The sequence below is a fragment of the uncultured Methanospirillum sp. genome, assembly GCF_963668415.2.
GTDB lineage: Archaea > Halobacteriota > Methanomicrobia > Methanomicrobiales > Methanospirillaceae > Methanospirillum.
In genome coordinates this window covers 529,417-544,965 of sequence record NZ_CAXXDL010000001.1, presented here as the reverse complement: position 1 = coordinate 544,965, position 15,549 = coordinate 529,417, and the positions used below count along the sequence as shown (strand labels likewise).

General features: G+C 47.2%; 5 protein-coding genes. All 5 read left to right on the top strand.

Annotated elements, in window-relative coordinates:
• Window positions 1–166 precede the first annotated feature (166 nt).
• The 5 genes from ACHZA2_RS02510 to ACHZA2_RS02490 all read left to right on the top strand — a co-directional run bounded on the left by ACHZA2_RS02510 (window position 167) and on the right by ACHZA2_RS02490 (window position 15,549).
• A complete protein-coding gene (locus ACHZA2_RS02510) occupies window positions 167–1,588 on the top strand; it encodes a PKD domain-containing protein (protein WP_319578405.1) in 1,422 nt (473 codons plus the stop codon).
• A gap of 177 nt (window positions 1,589–1,765) precedes the next feature.
• Complete coding sequence (locus ACHZA2_RS02505; RefSeq protein WP_319578404.1) at window positions 1,766–4,945, top strand: PKD domain-containing protein; 3,180 nt, start codon at window positions 1,766–1,768, stop codon at window positions 4,943–4,945.
• Window positions 4,946–5,490: 545 nt separating this feature from the next.
• The gene (locus ACHZA2_RS02500; protein WP_319578403.1) at window positions 5,491–7,722 is read left to right on the top strand and encodes a PKD domain-containing protein; all 2,232 of its coding nucleotides are present in this window, start codon (window positions 5,491–5,493) and stop codon (window positions 7,720–7,722) included.
• Between the two features lie 361 nt (window positions 7,723–8,083).
• Window positions 8,084–11,356 (top strand): PKD domain-containing protein, encoded by a 3,273-nt coding sequence (locus tag ACHZA2_RS02495; protein WP_394698464.1) that lies wholly within the window; start codon window positions 8,084–8,086, stop codon window positions 11,354–11,356.
• Window positions 11,357–11,958: 602 nt separating this feature from the next.
• The gene (locus ACHZA2_RS02490) at window positions 11,959–15,549 is read left to right on the top strand and encodes a PKD domain-containing protein (protein WP_319578401.1); all 3,591 of its coding nucleotides are present in this window, start codon (window positions 11,959–11,961) and stop codon (window positions 15,547–15,549) included.

The following is a 15,549-nucleotide window of genomic DNA, read 5'->3' as shown; positions in this document are numbered from 1 at the left end:
TCTCGCATTCCCCTTTTTTAATTTCCTTTTCCATTTATAATTGTTCTATCGTCGCAGAACCTCTTCCCCTTATAAATTGTTCTGATTCTATATCTTCCGTTATATTTTTATTGTTATAATAAAAATACCCCTATAGTTATCGAGGGATGTTATGCGTTCATTGTGGATGGGTTTGATAGTACTTGGGGTCATTCTTTTGCCGGTTGTATCATCAGCTGACATTACAATCTCCCCTGATTCTCTGTATAAGAATATGCCGGTCACCATCAGTTATCCTGCTCTGTCGAGCGGTGAACAGATTCTGGTCGGGTTTGATGCCGGGTTTACACCACAGACAACCGGGATACAGGGCCTTACTGCGAGCAGTATTGTGGTGCCGTTTTCCCTAAATCCTGGCACAATTACTTCAGTTGAAGGAGTTCTCTTCAATAATTCCACGCAGTTATTTGTTTCTGATACAAACGGGACAGTTGACGCGGGGACCTATGGGGTACGGGTACTCAAGGCAGTAAGCACAATCGGAACACCGGTTAACCTTTCCTGGATGGTTGGAGGATATACTTCGGGGAGTGCTTCTGCAGGACAGATCACGTTCACGCCGAGTTTCACTCCAAAGGCTGGCGTGTTGAATGTTACTGTCCGGGTTGGAGAAGATACGCTAAGCAAACTGATCCCATACGACCAGAGCATTGCTGCTCCTGCAATCACTTCAAATGATATCTCACTGGTGAAAGGACAGAGCGGGTATGGTAATGTTTCAATCTCTGGTCTGACAACCGGCCTCTCTCTGTATAACCTTACTATCGGGCTCAAGGCCGGTTCTGTAGGTAACTTCACCAATGTTTCAACTCCGAGCGGTGTGAAACTTGAGAGTAACTCTACGCTGCCTGCATCAGTTCTCACGTTAAATGCAACAGCATCAATGAGTGGTGATGTGACCCTTGCAAAGGCCTTGAATATAACATTCCAGGGTCTGGCCGTTGGGACGTCTCCGATAAATGTGACGATCAACAGTCTGAAGGATAAGAATGGAGTTGTGATTAATCCTGTTCTGGTAACGAATGGTACCTTAACTGTGAATGCTCCACCACTGCCTGGTGCCGAGTTTACCGGGACCCCGACGACTGGAATCATTCCGTTCAACGTCTCGTTCCTGTATACATCTCCGGATAATCCGAATGGATTGAAGTTTAACTGGAGCTTTGATGACGGCTCTGTTAATGCAACGAACAGTAGTCCGACGCATACCTACTGGATTGCAGGATCACATGATGTGGCACTGACAGTCCAGGGGGCTACCGATAATAATACCAAGGTCAGGCCGGATTATATCAATGCACGACAGGTTCCTGTCTGGTTCATGGGTAATGTAACCTCAGGTTCTGCTCCACTATCAGTCAGTTTTAATGGAAGTACAAACGACCTCATGGGGTCATGGGTTTATTACTTTGGTGACGGCGGTGTCGGGTATGAGCAGAATATGACTCACAAATACGATGCACCCGGTGTTTACACAGTACGGGCACAGGCAATGATAGGCAATGCACGCAACAGTGCGGTGAGGAACCAGTATATCACAGTTTGGTAAACCACCGGTCCTTTTTTTGTAAAAGCACTTGTAATTGCAAATGCAGTTTTTTCCAAATAATCAGTTATTTGCGGCATCTTTATCTATTTTAATCGTAATATAAAAGTAAATCAGATAACCATTGTTATCGGTTGGGGGTATTCGATGTTGTATGGAGTTAGTAGAGTAGTTTTGGTTATGAGCGTTCTTCTCCTCTTTTCAGGACTTTTTGGATTGTGTATTGCTGACAATTCAAGCGTCGGGGCAGCAAATATTGAGATGGCCCCGATTAATCCTGATTATCTGGCATACAAAGAGTTGGTTACTGCTAATTCTGTGGAAGAAAACCAAACCTATCAGACTGGTTTTGTGCCACCTGAATGTCGGATATCTGATCCTACAGATAACATGGAGGTTCTGGCATCTGCTATCCAGTATCCTTCATCATATGATCTGAGATCACAGGGCCGGGTGACATCAGTAAAAAATCAAAATCCCTGGGGAACCTGCTGGGCTTTTGCAGCAATGTCTTCTCTTGAATCAAATCTAATGCCAAATGAAAACCTGAACTTCTCAGAGAAGAACATGGTGAACCGGAATTTGAAAGGTTCAACTCCTGATTCTGGTGGTAACTTTTACAATTCTGGTGGATACTTAGCTGCACAACTAGGTCCTGTGTCAGAGCAGAATGATCCATATCCAAGTGATACCTGGAATTATACCTCTCCTTCAGGTCCGGTTGAGAAGAATGTTTATCAGATAAACTGGCTTCCTGACCGGAATTCATCAACTGATCTGTCAGCAATAAAGGATTCAGTAATCAACTACGGTGCATTATCAACGACTTATTATGAAAATTCTGGGTGGAATTCTACCTTTAATAGTTATTACTACCCAACTTCAACATCAATAAATCATGCTGTGGCCATCGTTGGATGGGATGACAACTTCAGCAGGAGTAACTTCACGTCACCACCACCTGGTGACGGGGCATTTCTCATAAAGAACAGTTGGGGTACTAGTTGGGCTGATGGTGGCTATGGGTGGATATCATACTATGACGCCAACATCGGGAAGTATAACGTGATGTTTTTTGGCTCAAATACTTCCAGGTATGATCAGATCTATCAGCATGACCTTGCCGGACCCACTACATCTTTCACTCTTGATTATACAATATCAAGCTGGGGAGCATCATGTTACAATGTGACTAATACAGGATATCTTAATGCTATCGGGTTTTACACAACTGACAGTCCAACATCATATGAAGTTAAAGTCTATACAAACCTGACAACAACCCCAAGTAGCGGAGTTGAAAAATATTCCTGCAATGGAACATATGATTGTGCCGGGTATCATGTTATCAATCTGACAACTCCGGTGAAACTGATGAAAGAGGATAGGTTTTCTATAGTTACTCATCAGGTAAATACTGATTATAATTATTCGCTTCCTATCCAGTACCTTCCAAATACCAGGGGATATAATCCTGCAATATCTGATGGAGATGGGTATTATAGCTCAAATGGGGCGACCTGGGTTGATTCTAAGTTGTTAAACGATGATAATAGTACCACCTGTATTAAGGGATATGTCTCGTATTCTGCTCCCAGTCCTGTGATTACTGATTTCACCCCGAAAACCGGCAACAACTCATCAACATCTTTTTCAATGAATGTTACTGGTAGTAACATTCAGGAGGGAGCGGCATTAAAACTTGTAAATACAGTATCTGGTCAGTCCATTTTTAATTACACACCGACCATTGTTGACAGTGAGGGTAGTAATCTTGGGACAACGTTCAATCTCTCGGGATCTGTTGCTGGTACCTACCTTGTGAACCTCACAAATCCTGATGGCGGAAGTGTTGTAGCTACATCACAGTTTATTCTTACATCAGGTCAGGGTGATATCTTCACGATTGTTGCATCTGCCGGGACAGGGGGTTCTATCTCTCCCTCCGGAACTGTGCAGGTCGCAAAAGGGAGTAATCAGGCATTTTCAATCTCCCCGAATGCCGGGTATTCGATAAAAGATGTTCTCACTGATAACTCGAGTGCAGGTGCTGTCAGTTCGTATACATTCCCAAATGTGACTGCAAACCATACCATCTATGCCCTGTTTAATTCAACCGGTGGGTTGACTCATAACATCACTGCAACTGCAGGGGCAGGAGGTTTAATCAGCCCGTCCGGTGTGGTTGCCGTTAATCACGGGGCAAATCAGACGTTTAACATCACCTCTAATCTTGGGATGGTTGTGAACACGGTGCTGGTTGATAACGTGAGCCAGGGAGCAATCAGATCATATATCTTCCCGAATGTCACCGAGGATCACACGATTGCGGCCAGCTTCAAGGTGCTGTATCCACAACGATGGTATATCGATGCGACAGCCGGGGTCGGGGGGACAATCGAGCCATCCGGATTGGTCTCAGTATTTGATCAGTACAACAAGAGTTTCACGATTGCTGCACTCCAGGATTATTCAATCTCTGATGTTATCATTAATGATTCGGTTAATCTTGGAGCACAAGCCTCTCCGTTTGTGTACAACTTTACGAAGGTTGGATCAAATCAGTCAATACATGCGCAGTTTTCACAGGTCCCTGATTCGTATCTTATAAACTCTTCATCAAACCGGTGGAGCAAGATCATCCCATCAGGCAGCAACTCGTATCCTGCTAGCTCAAATCAGTCATTTGTTATGCAGGCAAGGCCAGGCTCTACCCTGACAAACGTATCTGTGGATGATATCCTTCATAATTACCCGGTGGGTAACTGGACGTTTACCAATCTTACAAAGGATTATTCAATCAGGGTGAATGGCACTCCGATCCCGGGACTGGTTCAGGTCTTCTTTGATGCTTCACCACGTCGTGGCCCGGCTCCCCTGACTGTTCAGTTTAGTGACCAGTCACTCGGTACCCCAACTTCATTCTTCTGGCAGTTCGGTGACGGCACAACAAATGCTACTCCGTTCCCCTCACATACCTACAACGATCCAGGTACATATGCGGTGACGTTGCGTGCAAATAATGATCAAAGCGGGGGATATGGGATGTGGAATAAGTTTATCACTGTCACCAATGGTGTTGAACCTGAACCAACGCCTACTCCTGTTCCTGGCCGGATAACCGCATCGTTTGATGTTTCTCTTCACAATGGGACTGCTCCGCTTGATGTACTGTTTACAGATACAAGTTCCGGAAATCCGATCTCATGGATCTGGGATTTCGGTGATGGAAAAACCTCAACGCTCCAGAATGCCACTCATCGGTATACTACTGCGGGAGCATATTCAGTCACCCTGCTAGCACAGAACAGTGATTACAGTGGTTCGGTCACAGTACCAAACGCAGTAATCGTGAATTAACCCCTATATCTCTTTTATTTTTATTTAATCCGGTAAAAAAGCCATATCCGGGTTTAAAGGTATGACTAAAAACCGGGTTTTTATATCCTGTTGCTATTCCTCTTTCAGGTCCTGAGTCATAGAAGAGTTCGTCTCACTTTTTTTGATGTCATCTGGGGCTGATATATGTCTGTATTTTGCAGGTGGTTTTCAATTTAAGCGATGAATTGTTGAAAGATGTAGATCGCCATCTATGGTCCTGAATTGCCGGCTATATTTAACCCGGATTCTCGATCCCAGGGTTTCATAGATCGTAGGATCTATACCGGTCAGGAACCTGACTTTGATCTCGTGATCTCCAAAATACCTTAAAATTACTGGTATTTACCTCGAATTTTTACGCTGGGTAATTAAATACGAACATTAATAATAAATGAATGATAAAATCCCACCATACATGCATCCCTGATCTGAGTCTCTTTTCAGGGACCAATCCGAAGGGAATGGCTTGTTTCTGATGTGGGGTTGTCATATGAATAATGTTCAGACAGGTTTTATTCGGTGAAATGATGAAAAATTCTGGTAAGAAGAGAAGTGGGGGTCTTTTTCTTGCAAAGGTCCTCATAAGTATCGCGTGTGTGTCCTGCCTGGCGGGCGTCGTGCTGGGTGAAGATATTTATGCTCAGTTTGCCCCAGTTCCTGCTTTTGGGCCAGCTCCGCTCAATGTTACGTTTGTTGATCAGTCCGAAGGTAATGCAACATTTTACCGGTGGGATCTGGATGGGAATGGAACGTGGGATTCTGATGCTTCAGATAACCCGAACCCGTCTCATACCTATACCACTCCTGGTACCTATGGAGTCTGCATGACGGTCTGGAACGGGACCCTCGTTACGAGCAACAGTACTGGTGAAGTCCGCGTTACCGAGCCGGTTGAAGGTGAACTAAGTGCATATTTTGCAGCATCACCACGGTCAGGGTATCCGCCACTAAATGTCTCCTTCATCGATCAGTCTGTAGGGGCTCAGGGCTGGAACTGGACTTTTGATATCAATACTACAACTTCGGATTTTGAAAGGAATAACAAGAATCCGGTTCACACCTATACTGATCCTGGATGGTACACGGTTATCCTGAATGTGAGTGATAATTATTCGTCTGATCAGGGAAGGACTAGAGAATTTCCTCAGGAGAAATTCATCCATGTTCTGCCTGTCCGACCTCCTCAACCAGACTTTGTTGCAACACCACAGTCGGGTACCACTAATCTGACAGTTACCTTTACGGATCAGACACCAAGAACGAGTGAGTTTTTTGGTAATTTGTCACCCGCTCAATGGATTTATAATTACAACTGGGACTTTGGAGATGATTCTGAAAATTATGGTGCCAACGAGCCCTCTGCAGTTCATACATACACTGCCAAGGGGCTCTATAATGTGTCGGTCAATGTAACTGGCCCCGGTGGTTCGAACATAGCAACGAAAACCGGGTATATCGCTGTTGATACACCCCCTGTTCCGATTGCCGACTTTACGGTCTCACCATCCAATGGTACTGCTCCACTTACGGTCAATTTCATTGGTCTTGCAGAAGGAACCGGTCATCTCACCTATTTGTGGGATTTTGGTGATAACTCAACTCCTATTTCCGGGCGTAACCCGGTTCATGTCTATACCCAGCCTGGTTCTTATAACGTAGCACTCAACGTGAGTGATGGAACCAGAATAGGTTCAGTAATCAGGAACAACAGCGTCTTTGTCCGTGAACCTGCACCTCTTTCAGCGATGTTCACGGCAACTCCCCGCAATGGTACCGCCCCGCTTCAGGTCTCATTCATTGATCAGTCGTACAGCGAGACTCCCCTCACCTACAACTGGTCTTTCGGCGATGGCTCACTCATAAACCACGACAAGAACCCGGTACACATCTATGCAGAGGAGGGAGTTTATGATGTCATGCTTCAGGTGAAAGGTGGGAACACCTCTAACGTGATCAATCAGAGTAACTTCATCACTGTTCAAAAACCCGCTTTGCACAAGGCTGACTTCACTGCTGTTCCGGTAGAGGGGCCGGTACCGCTGATAGTCTCGTTTGTTGACCAGTCATCAGGAACAGGGCCGTTTACGTACAAGTGGGACTTTGGTGATGATTCAGGGCAGGTAACTGACAAGAATCCAAGTCATACCTACGAGACTCCCGGAGTGTATACGGTGAATGAGACCGTGAACAGTTCGGCTGGTTCGATCCTTGTCACAAAGGAGAGGTTAGTGAATGCAACGACTGCCATAGAGGCACGGCCGGTGTATGCGAACTTCAGCGCAGTGTCAACCCGGGGCGTAGCTCCGTTTAATGTTCAGTTCATGGATCTCTCATCAGGTCCGGTTGCGGCATGGAAATGGACATTCGGGGATGGAAGTTCAGTTACAGAACAGGGACCGAATCATACCTATGTGAATCCGGGTGTGTATGATGTCACGCTTGATGTCTTCAACAAATCCGGGGTATCTAATACAACGTATAGTCCGAGATTCATTACGGCATTGAGCCCGACAGTAAGCACCAAAATTACTCTGGTCTATGCAGATCTCTCTAACCGAAAAAAGATCCAGTTCTTTGATAACTCAGAAGGTGTGGGAATAAACAGTTGGTCCTGGGACTTTGGTGATGGTTCAGATATATCCAGAGATCAGAATCCATGCCATGAATTTGCAAATAGTGGAACATTCCCGATTAAGTTGAGTATTTCAAATGGGTATGCTTCAGATAGCAATACGTTCTATATAAAGATCAAATAACCAGAATCTCTCTTTTTTGTATCAGTAACTTTTTCCGGATTCTAATGGAAAAATTTATATTTGATTTATTATAAATACAATGTCTATTATTCGGAATTGTGGGGTTAAACTGACTTCAGGTTCTACATCGCTTTGAAATTAAAGTTTGAAGAGAAATCTGGATTTTAATTGATAAAGGCGGGGAGAAGGTTGATCAAGGTTTTCCCGTTCGGATGGTGTTATTGAAATGTTGTCAGGATGGTTTAATATGGGGAAATTTAAGAGATTGGGAATTATCTCAATCATACTATTGTGCATGCTGGCTGGTCTGGCATCGGCCTCAGTAGCAATGAGTGGGCCTAGTACCGTCACCCGCGGTGGTGTGAGTGATGGGCAACCGAATGTGGATGGCTATTTCAATCTCTCTATAAGTGGGAATAGTTCTGCCAGCGTTCCGATGCACCTTGGGTTGGTAATTGTTCCACAGACGATGACTGGTGACATCTGTGATCGTCCTCCATTTTTGATAAATAGTTCAATCAGTGGAGACACTCTCCTATTAGGGAATAATGCAACAATATGGCCCGAAGATTTTGGTAACCCTTATACCTTTAGGGATGTTTCACCCAATGGAATTGATAGTCCGTCAGTAGGACCTTGGACAGTGCCATGGGGTGGAACTCATTACTATGGTATGATCAATACAAACAATACCTCTGTAATGGTTGGAACTCTCTACCCAGATGATGGTACAAACGAATTTGTAGCAACCAGTTTGAAACCAGGAACGTACACATATCACTTACAGTCTGATTTTCAGCAGAGTGTTCCTGGCAGTGACTCCCAGGATTACAATGTCACAATCACGTACGGTGCTGTAATAGCTGGAGCGTACAACTTTACATCCTGGAGTCAGGGTTCATTGGTGCCGATTTCCACAATTCAGTCCGGACACACGGTGATGCTTCAGGGAACAAATACCGACAGTAATACGACCTATCTCTGGGTTGGCGGTGAAGGTCTTCCAAAATGTGGCCAGTTCTTAGGGGCACTGACCGTTGAACCCCAGCCAAGTGATGATAAGGGTGCCTTTATGAATGGTACCTGGTATTATCAGTGGGAAGCTCCCTGCACTGGTGGTAATTACACGGTTTACGCATCCAGTGTAAACTCATCTGACGTTGTTCCCCGCCTTAAAAACAAGTATACGTTGGAAGGATGCAGTGCAAGTTGCAGTGAGGGTGGGATCTGCGGATTATACGACTGTCCAACCTGCGGTCCAGCACCTGCAACAGTTTCAATAACAGTTACTGAACCAGAGTTTAACTTTACAGTTCCAGAGGTTGTTGATCGGTGTTGTTGTGAGGCTTTCCCTTGTGGCTCAAGCGACCCGATGACTTCCATCAACCTGACTGGTTACACCGGAACACCACAGCAGTCAGTCCGGGTCTGGTTATTCGGTAACAACTGGATGGGATCTGCTCCATATCTTGTGAGCAACTTTACCTCCGGTGTTGATTCAAAAGGAACGTTCAGCCTGGATGTCCGGACTCTGTTCTCTACGAATGGAAACCATATCCCATTCTGTGAACTTGATGCAGGTGAATACAACCTAATTGTTCAGATACCTGGATGTGGTAGTGATGCAATTGGTGTTGGTCCTTCGTATATCCCAAGCGACCTTGTCGGATACAAAGCATACCAGGCCCTGATTACGAAACTTAATGATAAGGGCCAGGCTCTCTGCCCGGTATGCCCGAAGGTTACTGACAAGTATGTCTCCTTGAAGTTCACAATTAAGGACATATGCAACGGTGGTTCCGCTGATTTTAACGGAACCCCAACCGAAGGTCTCGTTAAACTCCCGGTCCAGTTCACTGACCTCTCAACCTTTACGGGAACCTCCTGGGCATGGGACTTTGGAGACAATGTAACCTCAAATGAGACCAATCCTCTCCATGTTTACACAACCCCGGGAAACTATACCGTAACCCTGAAGGTTTCTAACGGAACTACAACCAAGGAGCAGAAGAAGTACGATTATATTACTGTAAAAGAGGTCCCCTCAAAGTACTTCGAGCCTGTTGCAAACTTCACCTACTCGATTACCCATGAGACCACCGGCGAAGTTCAGTTCATCGATCAGTCCTTCGGCTCAACACCATTGACCTACTCCTGGGACTTCGGTGATAACTCAACCAGCACTAACCTCAGCCCGGCTCATCAGTTCCCGACCCTTGGCACCTATCCGGTGACACTTACGGTAACTGACACTCATGGCAAGGTAAGCAACATCACCCAGCAGATCAACGTCAGTGCAGTTCCGATCTACAGTTCACCGATTGCGAACTTCACCTATGTTCCAAAGAACGTAGACCCGATGACTATCCAGTTCATCGACCAGTCATTCAGTTCAACTGATCTCTGGTATCTCTGGGACTTTGGCGATGGAACGAACAGCACTGACAAGGTTCCGGCACATACGTACTCTGCACCAGCACAGTACAGCGTTACTCTGACCGTAACCGATCAGTACAATAATGCCTCGACCACCTCACAGGATATTCAGGTCCCGGCATCACCAAGTGTGCTTCCAAGCATTGACTTCAATGCTGATGTCACAAGCGGAGAGTACCCGCTCACCGTGCAGTTCCTAGACAACACCACCACCACCTGGGCCGACTCCTGGCAGTGGAACTTTGGCGATGGTGCTGTCTCCTCGCTTCGCAGTCCGTCTCATACCTACACCACTCCCGGACAGTACACGGTTACCCTCCGTGCAGCCAACGTGAACGGTGAAGGTAACGAGATGACCAAGGAGAACTACATCATCGTGCAGAACCAGCCACCGGTCATCACTGCAACTGCAGACCCGATGAACGGAACCTTCCCGCTCAAGGTGGAGTTCACTGCATCTGCAACGGTCAACAACAAGACTGTTGAGCAGTCCGCTCCCCTGATTAAGGCCTGGCTCTGGGACTTTGGCGACTCAAGTGTCACTGCAGAACAGAATCCGACTCACATCTACGAGACTCCTGGTAATTACGCAGTGACAGTTCTCTGCCAGCTCGTTGACGGTGTCAGTTCCCAGTATGATCTCGGAACCATCACGGTCGGTCCGCAGCCATATGCAAACTTCTACTGGGACTACCTTGACAAGGATGAGACCTGCTGCTACCTGGTCAAGTTTACTGACACCTCTGTTGGTGCAGCAACCTGGGCATGGGACTTTGGCGATGGTCTGACCTCGGCCGAGCAGAACCCGACCCACAGGTTCAAGGAAGTGGGATCGTACAATGTCACTCTGACTGTTGATGACGGTACCGGAGCAACCAGCCTCATGACTAAGACCGTCCAGATCACCGCTGGATACACAACCCCGACACCGACACCGACACCAACACCGGTTCCGGGAGTTATCACTGCTGACTTCACGTCAAAGGCAATTGGAACAAGGACCATAGCATTTACTGATGCCTCAACTGGAGAAATTGAAGGTTCAACAACCTGGAGCTGGAGCTTTGGCGATGGAACCAATGTAGCAATCCAGAACCCGACCCATATCTATCCGGTGGATGGACAGTACACTGTCGTCCTGAAAGTTTCAAATGGACAGTTCAGTGATTCTGAAACCAAGACAATTGGTGTCAGATAACACCGGACTCCCTGGATCTTTTTTATATATAGTTACCCTGACTGGGCACCAGCATTTTTCTGCCCGCAGCAAGGAAGATTTTTTGTTGTAAAAAATCCGCGATCTTCTTCTTGCGGCTCCCTGATGCTGATCTTACTCGTATGAAGGGGAAATATATGCGCTGGAACATTTGATGCTCCCGGTTGAGAAAACCTTCAGAACACCCATAAAAAATTAATTTATCTAAATTTTGAAATATTTTTGTTGCTGGCTAAACCGATCCCTTTCTATCTTCGTTTGATGGATTATTAATCAGAGACCTGACTTGTAAGAGAAAAAAAGAGGATATCCTGGATACTTATGGAAATATTTATATTAGAAATAATATATAGGATTTTTATTATCTACGAATGGGGGTCGAATACGTCACTGAACTTTCCATGACAGGTATTATCAGCAAACCTGAATCCGTAGTGATTCAGGGTGACGGCAGATAATGAGAGCCCGGTACTGTTTCTGGCCCTTGGCCGGTATTCGGGCAGAGTGAATGGGGGTTAGCTGTGAACTAGGGTTCACCCGTTCATGGATGTGATCATGACTCGATGTGATTTGGGGTGTATGCGATGAAAGAAAAATTATTGATTGCCATGCTTCTGGCAGGATGCCTTCTGTTGGCATTAGTGCCAGGAGTCTCGGCTCAAACGTTCAATAACATCGATCAGAATGTCGTCATCAAAGAGGTCCTCCAGGGACACACGATATTCTTCGGTGAAGAGCATGTAGATGTAAGCGACTGTATGAACTACAACGGGACAGCATTCCCGTATGCAGTCGCACTCAACGTGGTTCGGAATGTTACCGATGCCATAAAGATTGAAAATCCAACCGACTTTACGCTGCCGACTGACAAGCCGGAGAATGACTGGTATCTCTCTCCTGACGGAGTAGTGCCATTCTATGCAGCCGATGGATCACCAGTCAAGGCATTTACCTCGCAGGAACCATCTCTCAAGTTCAATGTCTGGAATGCAGACACGGACATGAAGGTTGAGAATGTTACCTACCGGGGGAATGTTATCAGGTTCAAGTATGATGTCGAGACAAACCTCGATGACATAACAACCCGTCTGGATTACCCGGATGTCGGATACTATCTGAACATGTCGGTGATTGCACCCGACGGTGAGCAACTGCTTCAGATGATGACTCTTGATACCCGCAGCGGTGTCTCCAGCTACAAGCCACTTACCGGCCTGAATGTGAACCCATCCGCAGGATGGATCTGGCCTGACAACACACAGCCCGGTGGCTCGATTGGATGGTGGACCGGGTGGCGTATTGCTGATACTGGTGAAGAATCAGATTACAAGTACGGGCTTGGCACCTACTCACTTGTCGCTCTCTGTAATGTCAACAACATGTTCAAGAACCACCAGGTATCGACATACACCTGGCAGGAGAACACGCTGACACTTGAGGCCCGGCCGCTGAGTATCGCCAGCACCAGCCCTACAGGCCGCGACAAATCTTTCACCGCAACAGTAACCGGCCTCCCCAACACTGCATATCAGATCTTCATCTATGATCAGTGCCCGACCAAGCTGACCGGCAAGATCTGCGACCGGCCACCATTCATTTCTGGTGACCGGACCCAACTTGCAACAAGCGGTATCGTTCTGGATCCTGAAGGTGGAGCATACCCTACCGGTCTGAAGTACGTGGTTGACTGCTGCACACAGAACACCACCATCAGGCAGCTTGTTCCGTCTGGAGATGCATTCCCGTCACAGGGCAATGCAGTTCTTGAAGCCGGAACCCGGTACTATGCAAACATAACCACCGGCCCACAGGGAACTGTGACTGTTCCGTTCTGGGTAGACACAACGGTGAACGCAAGTACCTACACGATTCAGGTTCAGGATATCGAGTACGAACAGAAGGCTGAAACCAAAGTGACGATCTCCAAAGGGGCACTATCAGCCTCTGCGATGACTGTCAACGGTACAGTTTCAAGTTCTTTCTTTGTAGGTGACGAGATCAGACTCGAAGGCACCAACACAGACAGCAACATGACCTACATCTGGCTGACCGGCCCGGGACTCGACCCCTGCGGAGTAAACCTCAGGGACCCGACATCCTTTGATCCGGTAAGTGCAGTAGTGTATGACACAAAGAACGGACAGTCCAACTTCTGGCGGATCGATCCAAACTGGGTGACCAATAACTCACCTCTCGGACCGGGAGAGTACACTCTCTGGATCGCAAGCGTGAACGCAGATGGTCGGTTCTGCACCTGTAACGGTAATTCAACAGGCTCATGTTCATATGGTGGCTGCCTCGGAGTGGCCTGTGAGCGGGGCGTCTGTGAACTGCAGAAGTGTCCGGAATGTGGTGTCATCACCTCCATCCCAATCACCCTGGTCAAACCAGACCTGACCGCAGAAGTGAACGATGTAACCCGCTGCTGCTGCCCTGGATACCCCTGTGGAACCCTTGGCGGCACTGAACAGATCGTGCTGAAAGGACAGTCCGGTGGAAACAGCTGTAAGCAACTCCAGGTCTGGCTCTTTGGGCAGAGCCAGTTTGGTACCCAGAACTACCTGCTGACCACAACTCCGCTGTACTGTGATTCAACATACTCCTTTGAACTGAACAAAGGACTCTTCCAGGCAAATGGAATCGACCTCTGTCAGCTCACTCCCGGAACCTATGATGTGGTCGTCCAGGCACCCGGAAACAATGGCATGTTCAATATCAGACTCGGTGCAACTGAGTCGAACGGTGACCGGTATGTGCTCACCACCATGCCAACTCCGGACAGCCGGGCCTTCCAGATCGAAGGAAAGAACGCCCTTTATGGAAGAGTTGCCCTCAAGTCACTCCTTGACACCATGAACCAGCCTGGTGTTGATGACATCTATGTCCACACCCAGTTCAACCTGTCAGAGAAGAAGTGCGAAGGAAACTATGACTTCTCTGCTGACCGGACAGAAGGAAACTCCCCTCTGACCGTCCAGTTCAATGACACCTCGTATAAGCCGGGTGTTGCCTGGGCATGGTCAAGCAACGGTGCTCTCTTCTCAAACGAGCAGAAGCCCAAGAACACCTTCACTGTTCCTGGTAAGTATACCATCAAGATGGAAGTCACCGATGCAGCCGGAACCGTCAGTTCGGTAGTGAAGGAGAGTTACATCAACGTTCTCTCCTCACCGGTTGCAGACTTCGCATTTGTCCCGCAGCCAGCAGGAATCAAAGAGACCGTTCAGTTCACTGACCAGTCCACCGGAAGTCCGACCTCCTGGATGTGGGAGTTCGGAGATGGCAATACATCTTCACTGCAGTCTCCGACCCATGCCTACGATGCAGCAGGAACGTATGACGTTACCCTGACTGTCAGCAACGCATTCGGTATCGGAGCACCTGTCAAGAAGCAGATAACAATCGTTCATGACAAACCGGCAGCTGACTTTGTTGGAACCCCGACCGAGTCTGCGTACTACCCGGCAAGCGTGAACTTTACTGATCTGTCAACCGGTGTGGTCACTGCGTGGAACTGGCAGTTCCTGACCGGCGGTCAGGTTGTTGCAACTTCAGCAGACAAGAACCCGAAGATTACGTTCAACAACCCAGGTGTGTACACAGTAACGCTTACTATCACCAACAATGGTGGAACAAGCACTGTTACAAAGGAAGACTACATCACAATCGGAACTGGAAGTTACATCAACCTCCAGCCAGGATACAACCACGTATCAGTCCCACGTGAAGTCACCAGCGATTACAACACCTTAAACAAGATCTTTGCAGGTGTTGACAACGCAAGTGTTCCGTATGCAATCTACGGTGCAGACGATGGAATGACCAACTGGACAAATGTCAGCGGGGATTACGCTGTTATCCCGCAGGTGGCATACCGTGTCTACTCGACCTCTGCAAAGACGATCCAGCCGACCTACGTTGCAGACAAGACCTACACCCGCAACCTCTCTGAAGGATGGGAGGGTATTGGTATCATGGCAATGCAGCCAACTGCAGCCAATGTCGCCCTCTCAAGCCTTGGAGAGAAATGGGATAAGGTTCTGGCCTTCAACCCGACAACCCAGCGCTGGGAGTATCCGATTATCAGGGGTGTCGATGATGACAAGACCATGGATCCGACTGTCGGATATCTTATCCAGATGAATTCGGATGCCGTGCTTACTGGTGAGGCATAA

Coding starts and splice junctions, on each gene's coding strand:
- ACHZA2_RS02510 (WP_319578405.1), top strand. CDS start 167: ATGGGTTTGATAGTACTTGGGGTCATTCTTTTGCCGGTTGTATCATCA.
- ACHZA2_RS02505 (WP_319578404.1), top strand. CDS start 1,766: ATGAGCGTTCTTCTCCTCTTTTCAGGACTTTTTGGATTGTGTATTGCT.
- ACHZA2_RS02500 (WP_319578403.1), top strand. CDS start 5,491: ATGATGAAAAATTCTGGTAAGAAGAGAAGTGGGGGTCTTTTTCTTGCA.
- ACHZA2_RS02490 (WP_319578401.1), top strand. CDS start 11,959: ATGAAAGAAAAATTATTGATTGCCATGCTTCTGGCAGGATGCCTTCTG.